This window comes from Bradyrhizobium sp. YCK136 (assembly GCF_044570075.1).
Taxonomy (GTDB): Bacteria; Pseudomonadota; Alphaproteobacteria; order Rhizobiales; family Xanthobacteraceae; genus Bradyrhizobium; species Bradyrhizobium diazoefficiens.
Map to the genome: position 1 here is coordinate 4,436,627 of NZ_CP172424.1, position 19,673 is coordinate 4,456,299.

General features: G+C 64.8%; 19 protein-coding genes. 11 read left to right on the top strand and 8 right to left on the bottom strand.

The window, feature by feature from the left end; translation table 11 throughout:
* Positions 1–21 precede the first annotated feature (21 nt).
* Positions 22–1,536 carry a caspase family protein gene (locus ACFLEY_RS21210; RefSeq protein ID WP_028171273.1) on the top strand — a complete coding sequence of 505 codons (1,515 nt, stop codon included), beginning with the start codon at positions 22–24 and terminating at the stop codon, positions 1,534–1,536.
* A 28-nt stretch (positions 1,537–1,564) separates the two neighbouring features.
* Here ACFLEY_RS21210 and ACFLEY_RS21215 read toward each other — a convergent pair whose 3' ends face one another.
* A complete protein-coding gene (locus ACFLEY_RS21215; protein ID WP_060913079.1) occupies positions 1,565–1,840 on the bottom strand; it encodes a hypothetical protein in 276 nt (91 codons plus the stop codon).
* Positions 1,841–2,019: 179 nt separating this feature from the next.
* Here ACFLEY_RS21215 and ACFLEY_RS21220 point away from each other — a divergent pair, with 179 nt between their 5' ends.
* Both ACFLEY_RS21220 and ACFLEY_RS21225 read left to right on the top strand, forming a co-directional pair.
* Complete coding sequence (locus ACFLEY_RS21220) at positions 2,020–3,195, top strand: FAD-dependent oxidoreductase (protein ID WP_060911853.1); 1,176 nt, start codon at positions 2,020–2,022, stop codon at positions 3,193–3,195.
* Between the two features lie 179 nt (positions 3,196–3,374).
* Entirely contained in the window at positions 3,375–4,136 is a 762-nt protein-coding gene (locus tag ACFLEY_RS21225) for an outer membrane protein (RefSeq protein WP_060911854.1), read from the top strand.
* A gap of 96 nt (positions 4,137–4,232) precedes the next feature.
* Here ACFLEY_RS21225 and ACFLEY_RS21230 read toward each other — a convergent pair whose 3' ends face one another.
* From ACFLEY_RS21230 to parE, 4 genes are all read right to left on the bottom strand, one after another.
* On the bottom strand, positions 4,233–5,003 hold the full coding sequence (locus ACFLEY_RS21230; RefSeq protein WP_060911855.1) for an SDR family NAD(P)-dependent oxidoreductase: 771 nt from the start codon (positions 5,001–5,003) through the stop codon (positions 4,233–4,235).
* A gap of 21 nt (positions 5,004–5,024) precedes the next feature.
* Positions 5,025–5,210: a hypothetical protein gene (locus ACFLEY_RS21235; protein ID WP_027542625.1), complete on the bottom strand. Its 186-nt coding sequence runs from the start codon at positions 5,208–5,210 to the stop codon at positions 5,025–5,027.
* A gap of 311 nt (positions 5,211–5,521) precedes the next feature.
* The gene (locus ACFLEY_RS21240) at positions 5,522–6,319 is read right to left on the bottom strand and encodes an outer membrane protein (RefSeq protein ID WP_211433956.1); all 798 of its coding nucleotides are present in this window, start codon (positions 6,317–6,319) and stop codon (positions 5,522–5,524) included.
* A 416-nt stretch (positions 6,320–6,735) separates the two neighbouring features.
* The gene (gene parE / locus ACFLEY_RS21245) at positions 6,736–8,781 is read right to left on the bottom strand and encodes a DNA topoisomerase IV subunit B (protein ID WP_060911857.1); all 2,046 of its coding nucleotides are present in this window, start codon (positions 8,779–8,781) and stop codon (positions 6,736–6,738) included.
* Positions 8,782–9,054: 273 nt separating this feature from the next.
* Here parE and ACFLEY_RS21250 point away from each other — a divergent pair, with 273 nt between their 5' ends.
* The 3 genes from ACFLEY_RS21250 to argC all read left to right on the top strand — a co-directional run bounded on the left by ACFLEY_RS21250 (position 9,055) and on the right by argC (position 11,459).
* Complete coding sequence (locus ACFLEY_RS21250; protein WP_011087128.1) at positions 9,055–9,585, top strand: DedA family protein; 531 nt, start codon at positions 9,055–9,057, stop codon at positions 9,583–9,585.
* A 225-nt stretch (positions 9,586–9,810) separates the two neighbouring features.
* Positions 9,811–10,479: an FMN-binding negative transcriptional regulator gene (locus tag ACFLEY_RS21255; RefSeq protein WP_060911858.1), complete on the top strand. Its 669-nt coding sequence runs from the start codon at positions 9,811–9,813 to the stop codon at positions 10,477–10,479.
* Complete coding sequence (gene argC, locus ACFLEY_RS21260; RefSeq protein WP_060911859.1) at positions 10,476–11,459, top strand: N-acetyl-gamma-glutamyl-phosphate reductase; 984 nt, start codon at positions 10,476–10,478, stop codon at positions 11,457–11,459. Before ACFLEY_RS21255 ends, argC begins: the two co-directional genes overlap by 4 nt.
* A gap of 157 nt (positions 11,460–11,616) precedes the next feature.
* Here the strand turns inward: argC and ACFLEY_RS21265 are convergent, their stop codons facing one another.
* From ACFLEY_RS21265 to ACFLEY_RS21275, 3 genes are all read right to left on the bottom strand, one after another.
* On the bottom strand, positions 11,617–11,961 hold the full coding sequence (locus tag ACFLEY_RS21265) for a hypothetical protein (RefSeq protein WP_038967113.1): 345 nt from the start codon (positions 11,959–11,961) through the stop codon (positions 11,617–11,619).
* A 79-nt stretch (positions 11,962–12,040) separates the two neighbouring features.
* Positions 12,041–12,439, bottom strand: coding sequence for an MAPEG family protein (locus ACFLEY_RS21270; protein WP_011087131.1), 399 nt, complete (start codon positions 12,437–12,439; stop codon positions 12,041–12,043).
* A 62-nt stretch (positions 12,440–12,501) separates the two neighbouring features.
* Positions 12,502–14,310 (bottom strand): alpha/beta hydrolase, encoded by a 1,809-nt coding sequence (locus ACFLEY_RS21275; protein WP_060911860.1) that lies wholly within the window; start codon positions 14,308–14,310, stop codon positions 12,502–12,504.
* Between the two features lie 254 nt (positions 14,311–14,564).
* Between ACFLEY_RS21275 and ACFLEY_RS21280 the strand changes: the two genes are divergently transcribed.
* From ACFLEY_RS21280 to ACFLEY_RS21300, 5 genes are all read left to right on the top strand, one after another.
* A complete protein-coding gene (locus tag ACFLEY_RS21280; protein WP_028171283.1) occupies positions 14,565–14,840 on the top strand; it encodes a hypothetical protein in 276 nt (91 codons plus the stop codon).
* Positions 14,841–15,056: 216 nt separating this feature from the next.
* Positions 15,057–16,277 (top strand): LL-diaminopimelate aminotransferase, encoded by a 1,221-nt coding sequence (locus tag ACFLEY_RS21285; RefSeq protein ID WP_028171284.1) that lies wholly within the window; start codon positions 15,057–15,059, stop codon positions 16,275–16,277.
* A 29-nt stretch (positions 16,278–16,306) separates the two neighbouring features.
* The gene (locus ACFLEY_RS21290) at positions 16,307–17,623 is read left to right on the top strand and encodes a homoserine dehydrogenase (RefSeq protein ID WP_011087134.1); all 1,317 of its coding nucleotides are present in this window, start codon (positions 16,307–16,309) and stop codon (positions 17,621–17,623) included.
* 160 nt (positions 17,624–17,783) lie between these two features.
* Entirely contained in the window at positions 17,784–18,785 is a 1,002-nt protein-coding gene (gene glpX, locus ACFLEY_RS21295; RefSeq protein ID WP_027542637.1) for a class II fructose-bisphosphatase, read from the top strand.
* 145 nt (positions 18,786–18,930) lie between these two features.
* The gene (locus ACFLEY_RS21300) at positions 18,931–19,650 is read left to right on the top strand and encodes a haloacid dehalogenase type II (protein ID WP_028171285.1); all 720 of its coding nucleotides are present in this window, start codon (positions 18,931–18,933) and stop codon (positions 19,648–19,650) included.
* The last annotated feature ends 23 nt before the right edge of the window (positions 19,651–19,673 follow it).

Sequence of the window (19,673 nt, forward strand, 5' to 3'; positions counted from 1 at the left end):
TCCTGCAACGGGAATTTTTCGATGACGCGTCGGCTTTTCAGAATTCTGGCGACCCTTGGCCTCGCGGCGAGCCTTGGCGGCTTCGCGCTTCCCGCCTGCGCCGAGAAGCGCGTCGCGCTCGTCGTCGGCAACAACGACTACAGGAACGTCCCGAAACTGCTCAAGGCGGTCAACGACGCCCGCACCATGGGCGACACGCTGAAGCAGCTCGGCTTCTCGGTGATGGTCGCGGAGAACCAGAGCCGGCAGCAATTCTCCGAGACGCTGCTCGCGTTCGACCGGGCGATCGAGCCCGGCGACACCGCCTTCTTTTTCTATGCCGGCCACGGTTTCGAGATCGCGGGCCAGAACTACCTGCTGCCGACCGACGTGCCGGCGGCGACGGAAGGGCAGGAAGAGCTGGTGCGCGACGCCTCCATCCTGGCGGACCGCATCGTCGAGCGCCTTCAAAACAAGAAGGCGCGGACCTCGATCCTGGTGTTCGACGCTTGCCGCAACAATCCGTTCGAGCGCAAAGGGACCCGCGCGGTCGCCGGCGGCGGCGGGCTCGCGCCGATGATGCAGCTGCCCGAAGGCGTGTTCTCCGTGTTCTCGGCCGGTCCCCGCCAGACCGCGCTCGATCGCCTCTCCAACGACGACGCCGATCCCAATTCGGTGTTCACGCGCACCTTCGCCAAGGAGCTGCTGCAACCCGGCGAGAACCTCGTGCAGGTGGCGCAGCGCACCCGCCGTCTCGTCAGCGAGATGGCCGACACCGTCAAGCACAGGCAGGTGCCGGTCTATTTCGACCAGATGGTCGACGACGTCTTCTTGAGCGGTATCGCGAAAGACGCGGCTGCGCGGCCGGCCGATCCGCCGGCGCAGAAGCTTGCGGCGCTGCCGCCGGTGTCGGTGCCGCGCGTGCAGAAGGAGGAAACCACCAACGCGCCGATCGCGAGCTTCTCGCGCCACAATGGCGGCTGGAGCGTGGTGTTCTCCTTCGCCGATCCGACGCTCGGCATTTCCTGGCGCATGGCCGGCAATGGCGATTTCCGCGAGACCGGATTCATCGACACGCTCGATCCGCGCACGCGCAAGCGGATGCCGAACCCGTCGATCGAATTGCCGCCGGATGCACAGGCCGGCACCATCGAGGTCCGCTATGTCGATCAGTCGGGCGACATGCAGGGCCCGTTCCCGATCAGGTTCGATCCCGAGGCCGCGCTGATCCGCGACCAGCGCAAGATCCTCGACATGACCGCGACGAGCTGGCTGTCATTCCGCGAGTTCAACGGGCTGCTCGTCTACTACACGCACCTCGTGTCCTACCGCTGCGCCATCCGCGAGGTGCGCATCGGCATCGACACCGCGGTGCCCAATCAGGTGCTGAAGATGCCTGGATGTGACATGCGCGACCCCAGCGCGATCACCGCCGGCATGCCGCTCTACATGAAGCTCGCTCCGGCCACACAGTTCGTCTCGGTGGAGCTGACCTATCGCGACGGCAGCGTGTCGGAGATCAAGAGTTTTCGCGCGGCGAACCGCAGCAACAACTGAGGCGTCGCGCAGGCGGCGTCCGCCGCCGCTACGCGCGGCGCTTCCTGATGCGGCGCTTGATGGACTCGACGGCTTCGATCAAGGGCGGTGCCAGCGAGAAGAATGCGCCCATCGCGATCGAGATGATGACGTGGCGAAGCAGGAGCTTCTCCGGCTCCTCGAACGGATAGCCGTTCTGGTCGATGGGCACCGGCGCAAGCGTGCCGGTCTGCCGCCGATGCGACTTCCGCGGCGGGATCATGATCACGACGAAAAGCACGTTGATCAGGATCCAGACGCCGAGCAGTATGAGGATAGTCCGCACCGCAATTTCCTGAAAGAAATCGAAATTCGTTGCAACGCTAACGGGCATTCACAGCTGCGGCAAATTAAACTTGCTTGCTGCACCGCACAGAAAACTTAAGTCGTAAATGAGGGGCGGCCTTGAACCCGAGTTCCTCCGTAAAAGTCCGGTGTTGCATCGTCGGCGGCGGACCCGCCGGCATGATGCTCGGCTATCTCCTGGGGCGCGCGGGCATCGACGTCGTGGTGCTGGAGAAGCATGCGGATTTCTTTCGCGACTTTCGCGGCGACACCGTGCATCCATCGACGCTCCAGGTGATGGATGAGCTCGGCCTGATCGACGGTTTTCTGAAGCTGCCGCACCAGCGCTTGCAGAAGATGGACGGCCTGTTCGGCGGTACGCCGGTGCGCATCGCCGATCTGAGCCGGCTGAACACGAAGTACCCGTTCATCGCCTTCATGCCGCAATGGGACTTCCTGAACTTCCTGCGCGAGGCCGGCAAGCGCTTCGCCTCGCTCAGGGTGATGATGAACACGGAAGCCGTCGACCTGATCCGCCGCGGTGAGACGATCGCCGGCGTGCGGGCAAAGACGCCGGAGGGACCGATCGACATCGAGGCGGATCTCACCATCGCCTGCGACGGCCGGCATTCGACGGTGCGCGAGCGCGCCGGTCTCGAGGTCGAGGAAATCGGCGCACCGATGGACGTGCTGTGGTTCCGCGCCGGCCGCAAGGCGGACGAGACGGAAAGTGTGTTCGCGCGCGTCGAGCCCGGCAAGATGATGATCACCTTCGACCGCGGCGACTATTGGCAATGCGCCTACGTCATCGCCAAGGGGCAGCACGATGCGGTGAAGGCGAGGGGATTGCAGGCGCTGCTCGACGACGTCGTGCGCATGGCGCCGATCCTCCGAAGCGGCATTGCCGACGTGAAGAGCTTCGACGACATCAAGCTGCTCACCGTCGCGATCAACCGCCTGGCGCGCTGGACGCGGCCGGGCCTGCTTCTCATCGGCGACGCCGCGCATGCGATGTCGCCGGTCGGCGGCGTCGGCGTCAATCTCGCCGTGCAGGATGCGGTGGCGACCGCCAACCTGCTCGCGGACAAGCTTCAGCACGGCTGCCCGTCCGAGGATGAACTCGACGCCGTGCGCCGCCGGCGCGAGTTCCCGGTAAAGATGACGCAAGCCATGCAGGTGATCGTGCAGAACAACATCATCAGCGGCGCCCTGCAGGGCGGCGACCGGCCGTTGAAGGTGCCGCTGATCGTGCGCCTCATCACCGCGCTGCCATGGCTCCAGGGCATCCCGGCGCGCCTGATCGCGCTCGGCGTGCGGCCCGAGCACGTTCAGTCCAAGGCCGCGCCGGCATCGTAGCGCTGCAATCGGGTAGGGATAATTTCGCGTTAAATCGCGCGCGGCTCGTTGCGGGCGTGCAACAGCGCAGACGGATTCAAGCACCGCAACCTGCCAATCCGGCGTCTTAACTTTGTTGATTCAAATTTGAGTAAGACCTGCGTGTGAGCGTGCGCCCATCAAAGGACACGGGGTGTACCATGCGTAACAAATTGATTGCCGCCTTCGCCTGCACGACCGCGCTGGTTTCGACCGGCGCTGCGTCCGCCGCCGATCTCGGTGCGCGCTACACGAAGGCGCCCGCCTATGTCGAGCCGCTGTTCAACTGGACCGGTTTCTATGTCGGCGGCCACATCGGTGGCGCCTGGACCAACGAGCAGTTCATCAACAACGGGACGGGCGCGGCGTTCGGCGATTTGCTCCCGGGAGAGGGGTATCGTCAGCGCGGCTCCGGCATCATGGGCGGCGCCCAGATCGGCTACAACTGGCAGGCCAACAACTATGTGTTCGGCATGGAAGGCACCATCTCCGGCCTCGACAACAAGGGCACGGTCGTGAACACCGCGTTCGCCCCGGCGAACGACGTGTTCTCCTGGCGTGCCAATGTGCTGACGACGGTCGTCGGTCGCGCGGGCTTTGCCGTGCAGAACAACCTCTTCTACATCAAGGGCGGCTACGCGGGCGTCAACAATCGGCTCTCGGTCACCGACCCGGTTGTGACGGCTACAGGCGGCCAGACTCACTGGGCCAACGGCTGGACCGTCGGCGCCGGCTGGGAATACGGCGTCACCCGCAACTGGATCGTCGGCCTCGAGTACAACTACGCGGCCTTCGGCAGCCAGACCTATCAGCTCGGCGGCCTCGCGGGCAACTACACCTTCGATGCCAAGCCGCGCGACATCCAGTGGGCCGTCGTGCGCGCGAGCTACAAGTTCGACGCGCCGGCCATCGCGCGCTACTGAGCAACGAACGACCAACCAGCAAAAAAGACGATCACTGACAAATTCAAGAGCCCCGGCATTGCCGGGGCTCTTTTTTTCGTGCAGCGAGCGTGCGTTTTAGGCCATCACCGAGAACCCGCCGTCAACGGGGATCGCGGTGCCCGTGACGAAGTTCGAGGCGGGTGAGGCGAGGAACACCGCGATGCCGGCGAAGTCGTCGATCTCGCCCCAGCGCCCCGCAGGCGTCCGCGCCAGCACGCGCTCGTGCAGGCCCGACACCTGCTGCCGCGCGCCGCGGGTGAGGTCGGTGTCGATCCAGCCCGGCAGGATGGCGTTGACCTGGATGTTGTCGGGCGCCCAGGCATTGGCGCAGGCGCGCGTGTACTGCACGATGCCGCCCTTGCTCGCCGCGTAGGCCGTCGCAAAGCTGGCGCCGAAGATCGACATCATCGAGCCGATGTTGATCACCTTGCCGTTGCCGGACGCCTTCAGCGCCGGATAGGCCAGCTTCGAGCACACGAAGGCGCTGGTGAGATTGGTGTCGATCACCTTGTTCCACTCGTCGAGCTCGAGCTCGTGCGGCGGCTTGCGGATGCTCATGCCGGCATTGTTGATGAGGATGTCGATGCGGCCGAACTCCTTGACGACGCGGTCGATCATGGCTGCGACCGCCGCCTGGTCGGTCACGTCGGTGGTGACGGCGATTGCCTTCACGCCGCGCTGTCTGAGATCGGCAACGGCGGTGGCCGACTTGGTTTCGTTGCGCCCGACCACGGCGATATTGGCGCCGGCATCGGCGAGCCCGTGCGCGAGGCCGAGCCCGATGCCGCCATTGCCTCCTGTGACGATCGCGACCTTGCCGCGGAGATCGAACCGGCTGGATGTCATGCTTTCACTTCCTGGTTTCTTCTATTGGTTGCTTTGCCAGATCAGGACCAGCCCGAACCCGGCCATGGCAGCACCATAGCCGGCCCATTGCAGCTGGTTGACCATGAAGCTCGATCGCGGCCAGGGAACGGTGCCCGTGCCCTGTCCGATCCAGAGCAGCCCGACGGCGAGGACAAACAGGCCTGCGATCAGCAGAAATCTGCGCATGCATTCCTCCCCGTTGGTCTGGTTCCGCCGCGGCCCACGGCATGAAGGACTGCCGCGGCCACGAAAACTTGGGCGCACAGTAACCGTAGCTGCGGTTCGGATACAACGGCGGCGCTCGCGCAAGCATCCGGCGTGAGCGGGAGCCACGGCGATGCGCGCTGCTCGGGGTAGGGCGATCACCAATACGGACCGGGCAGAGATCGAAGTTAGCTCGCCTGCGCCTGCAAGTCGCTGAAGGCGGTCGTCGGCATTCCCGCAACGAAAAAGCCCCGGACGATACCGGGGCTTTGACGTCTGAACGCGCGTTCGGATCAGTACTTGGCGACGACCGGGCCGCTCCAGTTGAAGCGGTAGACCAGCGACGTGCTGATGGTCTGGACCCACGGCTTGAAGGTGAGGGCGGTGCCGGTCGGACCACCGCCGTTGGCGGCGGTAAAGGTCTGGGGCAGCGTCACGCGATCGTAGAAAGCCGAACGGTATTCGGTCTTCATGAACCAGCCCGGTGCCGAGATGCCGAAAAGGTCGAGATTGTTCTCGACGCCGCCGCCGATGAACCAGCCGTCGCGACGGAACGACTTCGTGGTATCAACCGCAGCGAACGGGGTGAACAGGGACGACTGGGTCGTGCCCGACCACTCCGAACCCGAGTAACCAGCATTCACGTAGGAAAGAACATTCGGAGCGACCAGGTAGCCCAGTCTCGCGCCCGCAGCGTAGCTGGTGCGCAGCTTTTCGCGACCTTCGGTTGCGAAGTTGGGATCGCTGAGAGAGCCGCGGATGTCGCCGAACTGACCGTCGGCGAAGAGGCCAGCCACCCAGCGTCCGTTGAACTGCCAATCATAGCCGAGGCCGACGGTTCCGAACCAGCCGCTGCCGCCCAGCCGCTGGTCACGCGAGGAGAGAACAGCACCAGGGAAGGTCTGGACACTGCTGTCGGCATTCCACAGACCGCCGCCGGCACCGCCGAAGATGTAGAAGCCGGTCCAGCTGGCGACCGGGGCCGGGGCCGGGGCCGGGGCCTTAACGTAGGGACGCGCACCGAGGTCGGCCGCCGAGGCCGATCCCGTCATCGCCGCCACCGCGGTCAAAGCGAGCAAAAACTTCTTCATGTTGAAATCCCCAACCTTTGGTCTGTGTGGCAGACGCGAGCGCACTGAAGTCCGAGTCATCTGATGCCCGGACTATAGCCGCTTCCTGCCGAAAAGCTGTTGCTGCGCGGACACAATCGTCTGAAAAGCCTCCGTAGTTGTACGACAGACACACCTTGGCCGACAAAGCGATAAAGGCGAAATTCTCTTGGAATTACAATGTACTCGGATGATGTCGCTGGATGTCCAGGGACGCTTCCATTGGCGAGTTCAAGGTTGTCCGAAATGAAGGCAAGGTGTGTTTCGGTTCTGGTACCCGCGAGTCGCCCGCCCGAAGCGGCCGAGGCGTCGCTGGAAAGGGCCTGGGCCTGACGAAAAAAGCCCCGGACGATGCCGGGGCCTTTGTCGGACGCGCGATACGACGTCGGGGCGCGGATTCAGACGTCGAGCAGGTCTTCGTTCGCGAATTCGGCCTTGTCCGAGATGAAGGCAAACCGTGCCTCGGCCTTGGTGCCCATCAGACGCTCCACCGAATCGGCCGTGGTGTCGCGGTCGTCCGCCAGCAGGACCACCTTCAGCATGGTCCGCTTGGCCGGATCCATGGTGGTCTCCTTGAGCTGCGCCGGCATCATTTCGCCGAGGCCTTTGAAGCGGTTCACCTCGACCTTGGCGTTGGCGTTGAACTCGCTCTTGATCAGCGCCTCCTTGTGCGCGTCATCGCGGGCGTAGACCGACTTCGAGCCGTGGGTGAGCTTGTAGAGCGGCGGCACCGCGAGGAAGAGGTGGCCCTCGTCGATCAGCCGCGGCATCTGCCGGTAGAAGAAGGTGATCAGCAGCGAGGCGATATGGGCGCCGTCGACGTCGGCGTCGGTCATGATGATGATGCGCTGATAGCGCAGATCCTCTTCGCGATATTGCGCGAGCGTGCCGCAGCCGATCGCCTGCACGAGGTCGGAAAGCTGGGCGTTCGCCGTCAGCTTGTCCTTGCCGGCAGAAGCGACGTTGAGGATCTTGCCGCGCAGCGGCAGCACGGCCTGGGTCTTGCGGTCGCGTGCCTGCTTGGCGCTGCCGCCGGCCGAGTCGCCCTCGACGATGAACAGCTCGGAGCCTTCGGTGCCGGCGTCGCTGCAGTCGGCGAGCTTGCCGGGCAGGCGCAGCTTCTTGCCCGCGGTTTTCCGCGCGGTCTCTTTCTCCTGGCGGCGGCGCAGGCGCTCCTCGGCGCGGTCGATCACGAAGTCGAGCAGCTTGTTGGCCTGGTTCGGATTGCCCGACAGCCAATGGTCGAACGGATCCTTCATTGCCTGCTCGACGATGCGTTGCGCTTCGGCGGTAGCGAGCCGATCCTTGGTCTGGCCCTGGAATTCAGGCTCGCGCACGAACACCGAGAGCATCACCGCCGCACCCACCATCACGTCTTCCGACGTGATGGACGAGGCGCGCTTGCCCTGGCCGACGCGCTCGGCGTGATCCTTCAGGCCGCGCAGCAGCGCGGTGCGCAGGCCGGATTCATGCGTGCCGCCATCGGGCGTCGGCACCGTGTTGGTGTAGGACGAGAGGAAGCCGTCGGCATCCGCGGTCCAGGCGACCGCCCATTCGCAGGCGCCATGCGCGCCGTTGCGGCCCGACTTGCCGGAGAAGATGTCGGGATGCACCAGCGTGTCGGCGTGGATCGCGGCGGCGAGATAATCCTTCAGGCCGCCGGGGAAGTGGAAAGTCGCTTCCGCCGGCACGTCGTCGATGCCCTTGAGCAGTTCGGGCGCGCAGTTCCAGCGGATCTCGACGCCGCCGAACAGATAGGCCTTTGAACGCGTCATCTTGAACAGGCGCTGCGGCTTGAACGCGGCCTTGGCGCCGAAGATGTCGGTATCGGGCTTGAAGCGCACGCGCGTGCCGCGGCGGTTGTTGATCTTGCCGAGATCCTCGAGCTTGCCCTTGGGGTGCCCGCGCTCGAACGTCATGCGGTAGAGTTTCTGGCTGCGCGCGACCTCGACCTCGAGAAGGGAGGAGAGGGCGTTCACGACGGAGATGCCGACGCCGTGCAGGCCGCCCGAGGTCTCGTAGACCTTGCTGTCGAACTTGCCGCCCGAGTGCAGCGTGCACATGATGACTTCGAGCGCCGACTTCTTCGGAAACTTCGGATGCGGATCGATCGGGATGCCGCGGCCGTTGTCGGTGACGGTGAGAAAGCCGTCCGCGCTGAGCTCGACGCCGATGAAGGTCGCGTGCCCGGCGAGCGCCTCGTCCATCGAGTTGTCGATGACTTCGGCGAACAGGTGATGCAGCGCCTTCTCGTCGGTTCCGCCGATATACATGCCGGGTCGGCGCCGCACCGGTTCCAGGCCTTCGAGCACCTCGATGTCGGCCGCGGTGTAGTCGGCTTCCGCGCCGCCCGCGCGTGGCGACGCCTTGGCGGCGGCGCGGGGCTTCGGCTCGTTGCCGCCGAAAAAGTCGTCTTTTGCTTTGGGTTTCAACTGCTTGGACATGAATTTTGATGTGTTTTGAGGGCCGCGCGGGCGGCGAATCGGTTCGGGCGACTATGACACGGCTGGCCTGGAAAGGTCACCGCAGGGCCGGCGGGGGCTGGGGTTGGGAGCTAATCCCGGCGATTTTACGCCGCGGGCCGCTCCGTTCCCGGCAATTTGACGGTGAGGTCGACGCTCAGCCGGGTTTTGTGACTTGATGTCACACAAGTCCCTGGCTTACCAGTCTTTTTCACTGAGCAGGACCTTGAGACGGGGCGGGAAGGCTATTCTGGCATGGAGCAGTTTGCGCACGCACTGGCCGACTTCGTGCGTGCTCACGAGGCTTGGGCGGCTCCGATCGTGTTCCTGCTGGCGTTCGGGGAGTCGCTCGCCTTCATCTCGCTGCTGATTCCGGCCTGGGGCGCACTGGTGGCGATCGGCGCGCTGATCGGGGTCAGCGGCATCAGCTTCTATCCGGTGTGGATTGCCGGTGGCCTCGGCGCGGCGCTCGGCGACTGGGTCTCCTACTGGTTCGGCTATCGCTACAAGGAGCATGTCGCGCAGATGTGGCCGCTCTCGCGCTATCCGGAACTTCTGCCCAGGGGTGAGGCCTTCGTGCGGAGCTGGGGCGTGCCCAGCATCTTCATCGGCCGGTTCTTCGGCCCGTTGCGTGCGTCCGTGCCGCTTGCTGCCGGCATTTTCGAGATGCCCTATTGGAGCTTCCAGGCCGCCAATTTCGTCTCGGCGCTGGTCTGGTCGGCGGCGCTGCTGCTGTTCGGCGACGTGATCGCGAAGATCATGGAATGGATCTGGCGCGTGATCTGACGCCTGAACCTTGACGGGAACCGGATCTGGCCCTATAGCCCCGCGCCATGATCAACGCCGCGACCATCCTGTTCGCCCGTCGCCGCCGCCGCTCGTTAGCGGTTTGGGCGGTCGATCGCGTTTGAGATCATCGTCTTTGCCGCTGGACCCGATCCGCGGCATTCTTTCTCCTGTCAGCGCGATCTGATCCGGCGGCCCCCCAAGGAGGCCCAGCAGGAGACCACGATGTACACCCCACCTTTTTTCAAGCAGGACCGCGCCGCGAGCCTGAAATTCGCTGAGGAGCGCGGCTTCGGCACGATGTGCGCCTTCGACGGCCACAAGCCGGTCGCCTCGCCGCTGCCGTTCTACCTGACCTATGCCGCCGACGGCACGCCGCAGGCCGCCTTTCATGTCGCCCGTCACAATCCGCTGCTAAAGCTTGCGGACGGCGCGACCTCCTGGCTGCTCGTGGTCAACGGCCCCGATGCCTATGTATCGCCGGACTGGTACGTCTCGCCGGACCAGGTGCCGACATGGCTCTACCAGTCGGTGCATCTGACCGGGTCGGTGCGGCTGCTGTCGGATGACGAGCTGTCGGTGCAGATCGATACGCTCAGCGACAAGTTCGAGAGCTGGCTCTTGCCGAAGAAGCCGTGGACGTCGGGCAAGATGACGGCGGGCCGGCTCGAGGCAATGAAGAAGGGGATCGTGGGCCTGGTCATGACGGTTGAAGAGGTCGAAGGCAGCTTCAAGCTCAACCAGCACAAATCGGACGCCGACTATACGGCGATCGCCAACGCGCTCGGTGCGCAACCCGCCGCCGACGCGAGGGAGATCGCGCAACTGATGCAGGACGTGAGGCCGGAAGCCTTCGCGGCCGAAACCAACAAGCTCGAAAGGAGCGTGCCATGAGCCTTACTGATACCAAACAGGCCCCGACGGCGGGCGCCGCGACCAAGCCCGCCACCGTCTTCGTCGACGGCGGCTCCGGTACCACCGGGCTCGGCATCAACGAGCGGCTGAAGCTCCAGAGCGTCGTCGCGGTGAAGACGATCGCCGACGACAAGCGCAAGGATCCCGCGGTGAAGAAGGCGCTGATGGAGGAGGTCGATCTCGTCATCCTCTGCCTGCCCGACGAGGCCGCCAAGGAGACGGTTGCGCTCATCGACAGCATGGGGCCGTCGGGCCCGAAGGTGCTGGACGCCTCGACCGCCTACCGGGTTGCGCCCGACTGGGCCTACGGCTTTCCGGAACTGACGCCGGATCAGCCCGCCAAGATCAAGGCCGCGAAGAAGGTCTCCAATCCCGGCTGCTATCCGACCGGCGCGATCGCGCTCTTGCGGCCGATCGTCGATGCCGGGCTGTTGCCATCTGACTATCCCGTCACGGTGAACGCGGTGAGCGGCTATTCCGGCGGCGGCAAGTCGATGATCGCGAGCTTCGAAGACGGCAGCGCGCCGTCCTTCGAGCTCTACGGCCTCGGCTTCGAGCACAAGCATCTGCCGGAGATGCAGCTCTATTCGAACCTGACGCGGCGGCCGATCTTCATTCCCTCGGTCGGCAACTACCGGCAGGGCATGCTGGTCTCGGTGCCGCTCCAGCTCGACATGCTGCCGGGCAAGCCCAGCGGTGCCGATCTCCAGGCCGCGCTGGCGAAACGCTACGCCGGCTCGAAATACGTCTCGGTGATGCCGCTCCAGAACGAGGCGACAAAGGGCGGCCGGCTCGAGCCGGAGGCGCTGAACGAGACCAACATGCTCGAGCTCTACGTCTTCGTCAGCGACAAATATCACCAGGCCGTGCTGGTCGCCCGGCTCGACAATCTCGGCAAGGGTGCCTCGGGCGCGGCCGTGCAGAACATGCGGCTGATGCTGGGGCTGCCGGAAGAGTAGGGGCAAGGCTCTCTCTCCACCGTCGCCGCGAGCGAAGCGAAGCAATCCAGAATCTTTCCGCGGCGACAGTCTGGATTGCTTCGCGCCTCGCCATGACGCCGGGAATGCTCGGCAGCAAGATACGCGGCTGCCGGGGCTCTTCGTGCCGCGCCAAAACTCAGCGCAAAATCACGTCCGCCGGAAACGGCCGAACGGGACGGCCGGCACAGACATTGTCACGCGCCACCACCGCGTCGTGGTGAGACTTTTCGATTTCACCGAGCGAGCGGCTGGAGATGTCGCACGCCTCCTGATGGTCTTGCGCGTAGGCGTGCAGGGAACTCCAGGCGAGCGATGCGCGGATGTAAGCGTTACAGCGGTCCGGCATCAATCCACGGTTCATCGGCTTGGTGGCTTCGATGGCTTCGCTGCGCAGGCGCATCAGTTCGGAGCATTGCGCTTGCACCTCGCCGCCAAATCCGGCGAGCGCGATCATCGCGATGGCTGAAAGAAGGGTCCGCATCCGGAATCCTCGCTTCGGTTGCCTCAGCCCGCGTGACAATATCGCAGATCGCAGGGGCCTGCGCCTGCTTTTCGGATGCTCAAAGCACCTTGAAGATCGCCAGCGCCAGCACGGCCTGCGCGAGGAAGCCGACGGTGAAGGCCAGGGTGCGGAACACCGGGATTCCCATCGCGTAGACGATCAGATGTGCGACGCGCGACCAGAAATAGACCGCGCAAGCGAGAACGGTCCATTTCGACGAATAGTCGATCGCGTTCAGGATCAGCACCAGCGGTGCGAAGATCACGAGATTTTCCACGGCGTTGTCATGCGCGAACATGAGTCGCGTCGCCCAGGGCGATTGCGGCTTGTCGCTGCGGGAGGGGTTTGCCATGGCGCCCGACAGCCCGCGAACCTGGCAGCGGTCGAGGATGTAGGGGACCCACAGGATGCCAGTGAAAATCACCGTCAGTGTCAGCCAGAACAATTCACGCGTCATAACCCGGTCCCCTCATTCATCACTGTGCTGAAGGCGAGCTTATACAAGCGCAGGAGATTCCGCTATGCGCGAACCCTGACATAGCTGCCGGGTGCATCCTCGATTGGGGGGAGCGCCTCGCTGCCGACTGCGCGCGCCGGGACCTCCTCGGGGTCGAGCTCGCCGAGCCATTGCCGCCAGTCCGGCCACCACGAGCCCTTGTGCTCGACCGCGCCCTTCATCCACTCGGCGACGTTGACGTCCTTGATGGTGTCGTTGGTCCAGTACTGGTACTTGTTCGAGGCGGGCGGGTTGACGACGCCGGCGATGTGGCCCGAGCCGGACAGCACGTATTTCACCGGGCCGCCGAAGAATTGCGAGCCGTACAGCACCGACTCGGCCGGCGCGATGTGGTCCTCGCGGGTGGCGAGGTTGTAGACGGGCACCTTGACCTTGGAGAGATCGAGCAGCGTGTTGTCGAGCACCATCGTGCCCGTGGACAGCCGGTTCTCCAGATAGCAATTGCGCAGGTAGTAGGAATGGTTCGACGCGGTCATGCGCGTCGCATCCGAATTCCAGTGCAACAGGTCGAACGCGCTCGGCTGCTGGCCCTTCAGGTAATTGCTGACGACGTAGGACCAGATCAAATCGTTGGAGCGCAACATGTTGAAGGCCATCGCCATCTTGGAGCCTTCGAGCACGCCGGCGGTCTTCATGTCGTGCTCGAGCGATGCGATCTGATCCTCGTCGACGAACACGAGGAGATCGCCGGCATGGGTGAAGTCCACCTGTGCCGCGAAGAACGTCGCCGAACTCACGCGCTGGCGGCGCTTCTCGGCGAGCCAGGCCAGCGTGGTCGCGAGCATCGTGCCGCCGACGCAATAGCCGGCGGTGTGCACCTTCATCTCGCCGGTGACCTTCTCGATCACGTCCATCGCCGTGAGCGGGCCTTCCTTCATGTAGTCTTCCCAGCTCTTGTTACCGAGCCGCTTGTCGGGATTGACCCATGAGATCACGAACACGGTGATGCCCTGGTCGACGCACCACTTGATGTAGGATTTCTCCGGCTTGAGATCGAGAATGTAGAACTTGTTGATCCAGGGCGGCACGATCAGGAGCGGGGTGCGCAGCACGTTCTCCGTGGTCGGAGAATACTGGATGAGCTGCATCATCTCGTTCTGGTAGATCACCTTGCCCGGCGTCGTCGCCATGTTGACGCCGACGACGAGATTGTCCGGGTTGGACTGGCGGATCTTCAGCATGCCCTTGCCGGCCGCGATGTCCTCGGCCAGCATCTTCAGGCCGCGCGCCAGATTCTCGCCGCTGCTCGCCACCGTCTCGCGCAGCACTTCCGGATTGGTCAGCACGAAGTTCGAGGGCGACAGCGCGTTGGTGACCTGCTGGACGTAGAACTCGGCCTTGCGGCGGGTCTGCGGGTCGAGCCCCTCGGCGTCACGCACCAGCTCCTGCGCCCATTTGGTCGTGAGCAGATAGAGCTGCATCACGAAATCGAAGAACTGGTTCGACTTCCATTCCGGATCGGCGAAACGCTTGTCGCGCGGCGAGGGCGCGATCGCGGGCGGGGCGTCCTGGCCGGCCATGCGGCGCGCCGCCGCGCCCCAGAGGTCGAGATAGTCCTTGGCGAGCTTGGTCTGGAGATCGGACGAGCGCGAGGTGTCCGACAGCCAGTATTCGGCGACCGATGTGAAGGCCTTGACGACTTCGGCAAGCTCGGCCGGCGGGCGGTCCTGCACCTCGCCGCTCTCGCGCGGCTTGAGGAAGGCGGCCAGCGCCTTGCCGCCGCTCTCCATCGCCCGCGCGACATTCATCGCGAAGGCTTCCGCATCGAACTTCGTCTCGGGTTTGGGCGTGTCGGTCGTGGCCATACTCATGAGCAGAACAGTAACGATTCATTCCGTATTCGTCACCGCGAAGCTCGCATGTTTGACGCTAAACACTCTCGAAGATGTGTTGCACTGCGACAAATTTTCTTGGTTCCGTCACAATCGAGCCGCACCGCTCGGTTTGGTAGTGCCGAGGCGTTTTCTCGCTCGGACCATTTGGGCAGCAATGGTTTGAGCTTGGGCGTGGTCTTGGGTAAGGTTGCCCGGGGCCGTGCTTTGGGACGAGTAGGGGATTTTCCCAAGTGTTGGCGTTGAGGGACCTGCAAAAGTCGCTGCTGATCTGCGGCGCGCTGCTGAGCGTGGCGTTCGCGCTGGGCGGCTGCTCGAGTCAGCTCGCGGATATGACGCCTGCGGATGCGCAGGCGCATTCCAGGGAGCCCGGCACCTATTTGCCGGTGCATGATCTGCCGCCGGAGCGCGATCAGGCGGTCATCCCGCCGGACCAGCGCGCCAAGATCGAGGCCGAGCTTGCCGCCGCGCGCGACCGCCAGGCGGTCGCCGCCAAGGACGCCAAATGAGGCGGTGCAAGGTAATCGCTGGCGCGACCGCCTTGGCGTGCTAAAAAGACCTCAGTTCAGCCGAGAGTCAGGGCGAACGACTTCAGCCCCCGTCGTCGGATGTTGCTCTAAACGTTTGATTTTGAGCAATTTTTGCGAAAGGGGCGAGCGCGTCTCCGAACGGCCGTTCTAGCCTGTCGATTCTGTCCTGACCGGGTGCCCGGAGCCCAGAGAGCCATGGAAGAGTTTTACCGCATCCGCCGCCTTCCGCCTTACGTGTTCGAGCAGGTCAACCGGGCCAAGGCGGCCGCGCGGAACGCCGGCGCCGACATCATCGACCTCGGCATGGGCAATCCGGACCTGCCGGCTCCGCCGCACGTGCTGGAGAAGCTCAAGGAGACGCTCGGCAAGCCGCGCACCGACCGCTACTCGGCCTCCCGCGGCATCCCCGGCCTGCGCCGGGCCCAGGCCGGCTACTACGCGCGCCGCTTCGGCGTGAAGCTCAACCCCGACACCCAGGTGGTGGCGACGCTGGGCTCGAAGGAGGGCTTTGCCAACGTGGCGCAGGCGATCACCGCGCCGGGCGACGTGATCCTGTGCCCCAACCCGAGCTACCCGATTCACGCCTTCGGCTTCCTGATGGCGGGCGGCGTGATCCGCTCGGTACCCTCCGAGCCGACGCCGCAGTTCTTCGAGGCGGTGGAACGGGCGATCGTGCATTCGATCCCCAAGCCCCTGGCGCTCGTCGTCTGCTACCCCTCGAACCCGACCGCCTATGTCGCGAGCCTCGATTTCTACAAGGACCTCGTGGCGTTCGCGAAGAAGCACGAGATCCTGATCCTGTCCGATCTCGCCTATGCCGAGGTCTATTTCGACGAGAACAACCCGCCGCCCTCGGTGCTCCAGGTGCCGGGCGCGATGGACGTCACCGTCGAGTTCACCTCGATGTCGAAGACCTATTCGATGGCCGGCTGGCGCATGGGCTTTGCGGTCGGCAATGAGCGCGTGATCGCGGCGCTCGCCCGCGTCAAATCCTATCTCGATTACGGCGCCTTCACGCCGGTGCAGGTTGCCGCGACCGCGGCGCTGAACGGCCCCGACGATTGCATCAAGGAGATGCGCGACACCTACCGCAAGCGCCGCGATGCGCTGGTGGAGTCGTTCGGCCGCGCCGGCTGGGAGATTCCGCCGCCGGAGGCCTCGATGTTCGCCTGGGTGCCGCTGCCGGAAGCGTTCCGCAGCGTCGGCAGCATGCAGTTCGCGACCCTGATGGTGGAGAAATCCGGCGTCGCGGTGTCGCCCGGCGTCGGCTTCGGCGAGCATGGTGAAGGATATGTCCGCATCGCCATGGTGGAAAACGAGCAACGGATCAGGCAAGCCGCGCGCGGCGTGCGCCGCTTCCTTGAAAGCGGCATCGAAACGTTGCACAACGTCGTTCCGCTCGCCAATCGGCGCTAATTCTCTTCGACAGGTTTTCGATAAGCATCATGGTCGCACCCCTGAAAGTGGGCATAGCGGGGCTCGGCACCGTGGGTGCCGAAGTTGTCCGTTTGATTGAAACGCAGGGACGCGTGCTCGCGGGCCGCAGCGGCCGCGGCATCCGCGTCGTCGCCGTCACCGCGCGCTCGAAGGCCAAGAAGCGCGCTGTCGACCTGCGCGGCGTCGAATGGGTGAAGGATCCGATGGCGCTCGCCACCCATCCGGAGGTCGACTGCTTCGTCGAGCTGATGGGCGGCGCCGGCGATCCCGCGCTCTCCGCGGTCGAGGCTGCGCTCAATGCCGGCAAGTCCGTCGTCACCGCCAACAAGGCGCTGCTGGCCAAGCACGGCCTCAAGCTCGCCAAGGCCGCCGAAAAGCACGGCGGCGCGCTGAATTTCGAGGCAGCCGTCGGCGCCGCGATTCCCGTCATCAAAACGTTACGCGAGGGCCTGGCGGGAACCGGCATCAACCGCGTCTACGGTATCCTCAACGGCACCTGCAATTACATCCTGACGCGGATGGAGCAGGAGGGGCTGTCGTTTGCCGAATGCCTCAAGGACGCGCAGCGGCTGGGCTATGCCGAGGCCAATCCGTCCTTCGACGTTGACGGCCACGACACCGCGCAAAAACTCGCCATTCTCGCCAGCCTCGCTTTCGGCACGAAAGTTGCTCAAAGCGCGGTGTATGTCGAAGGTATCTCCTCCATCGCCCCGGAAGATCTTCGCGCGGCCGCCGATCTCGGCTACCGCGTCAAGCTGCTCGGCGTTGCCGTTCGCACCGCCAAGGGCATCGAGCAGCGCGTGCACCCGACCATGGTTCCGAAATCCTCCTCGATCGCGCAGGTGATGGGTGTCACCAATGCGGTCACGATCGATGGCGAGGGCATTCCGCCGATCACGCTGGTCGGCCCCGGTGCAGGCGGTGCCGCGACTGCATCCGCCGTTGTCGCCGACATCGCCGACGTCGCGCGCGGCATCCGCGCCAATCCGTTCGGCCGGCCGATCTCGCATTTGCGCGACACCAAAAAGGCGCCGATGGAGCGCCACGAGGGCGGCTACTACATCCGCCTTTTGGCGCGCGATTTCCCGGGCACTGCGGCGGCAATCGCGACCCGGCTGGCAGAACAGAAGATTTCGATCGAGTCGATCGTGCAGCGTCATCCGAATGGCGGCACTGCGTCGGCGAACGGCAAGGCGGTCCCCGTGCCCGTCATCCTGATCACCTATGCGACGCACGAGGACGCGGTGCGCCGCGCGCTCGCCGCCGTGCAGCGCGACAAGGTGATCAGCGGACGGCCGCAGGTGATCCGGATCGAGAAGAACTAGAGCATGCTCCAGACCCGGAGGGCCGCGCCCGCGCAAAAGTGTGAAGCGGTTTTCCGGAAAGAGCAGGCTCAAGCAATGACACGGTTCGAACGAACTGTGGGTGTTACGAGTTGATGCGGGCGGAGATTTCCGTCCAGAACCGTTTCGAAGGAGTTAGCCGATGTCGACCCATATTTCAGTCCCGCCGCACGCGTTGCTCGAGCGCATCCTCACGCTGGAGATCGTGCGGGTGACCGAGCGGGCGGCGGTGTCTTCGGCGCGGCTGCGCGGCCACGGCAACGAGAAGGCGGCCGACCAGGCCGCCGTGGACGCGATGCGGCGCGAGCTCAACAAGCTGCCGATCGAGGGCACCATCGTTATCGGCGAGGGCGAGCGCGACGAGGCGCCGATGCTGTTCATCGGCGAGAAGGTTGGCATGAATGCCGGCCCGCAGGTCGACATCGCGGTCGACCCGCTCGAAGGCACCACGCTGTGCGCCAAGAACATGCCGGGCTCGATCGCCACCATGGCGATGGCCGACGGCGGCACGCTGCTGCACGCTCCCGACGTCTACATGCAGAAGCTTGCGATCGGACCGGGCTACGACAAGGGCATCGTCGATCTCGATGCGAGCCCGGCTGACAACGTCCGCCGCCTCGCCAAGGCCAAGGGTGTCCAACCGGACGGCATCACCGTTCTCGTGCTCGACCGCCCGCGCCATGCCAGCATCATCGAGAGCGTGCGCTCGACCGGCGCGGCGGTGCGCCTCATCACCGACGGCGACGTCGCCGGCGTGATCCATTGCGCCGACCCCGACAACACCGGCGTCGACATGTATCTCGGCACCGGCGGTGCGCCGGAAGGCGTGCTCGCGGCCGTGGCGCTGCGCTGCATCGGCGGCCAGATGCAGTGCCGCCTCATCCTCGATTCCGACGAGAAGCGCGAGCGCGCCGCCAAGATGGGCGTCAACGATCCCAAGATGATCTACGGCATCGAGGACATGGCGCGCGGCGACTGCCTGTTCGCCGCCACCGGCGTCACCACCGGCTCGCTGCTGTCGGGCGTCAAGTTCCGCAAGGACGGCGTGATCGAGACCGAGACGGTGGTGATGCGCTCCGTCACCGGCACCGTGCGCTACATCAAGGCCGAGCACCGCGAGCTGGCGAAGTTCCACCTGGACTGACGTTTGCCGTCATTCCGGGGCGAACGGGACCGCGCGAAGCGCGGCCCAGAGAACCCGGAATCTCGCGCCGACAACCTCTGGATTCCGGGTTCGCGCTCCGCGCGCCCCGGAATGACAAAGACAAAAGCAAAAAGAGGAAGCGCCCATGTCCGATCTCTCCGCCGTCAAAGCCCTGGTCTTCGACGTGTTCGGCACCGTCGTCGACTGGCGCACCAGCCTGATCACCGACTTCATGTGGTGGAGCAGGCAGCGCGGCATCAGCGCCGACTGGACCGCCCTGGTGGACGGCTGGCGCGGCATGTACATGGCCTCGATGGACGACGTGCGCAAACATCCCGAGCGCGGCTATGTCATGCTCGACGATCTGCACCGCCGCTCGCTGGAAAAGCTGGTCGCGCAATTCTCGATCAAGGGCCTCACCGAAGCCGATCTCGATTACCTCACCAAGGGCTGGCATCGCCTGCATCCCTGGCCCGACAGCGTCGCCGGCCTGACGCGGCTGAAGTCGAAATTCGTCATCTCGCCGCTGTCGAACGGCAACGTCGCGCTGCTCACCAACATGGCGAAGTTCGCCGGCCTGCCGTGGGACCTCGTCATGTCCGCGGAGCTGTTCGAGCACTACAAGCCCGATCCCGAGACTTATCTCGGCGCTGCGCGCCTGCTCGGCCTCAAGCCGGGCGAGGTGATGATGGTCGCCGCCCACAACGGCGATCTCGCCGCCGCGCAGAACAACGGCCTGAAGACCGCGTTCGTGGCGCGGCCGACGGAGTACGGGCCGTTGCAGAAGGTCGACTTCGAAGCCACCGGCAACTGGGACATCGTCGCCAAGGATTTCGGCGGGATCGCCGACAGGCTCGGCTGCTGACATCTTGCGCCGAAGCGCCTTGG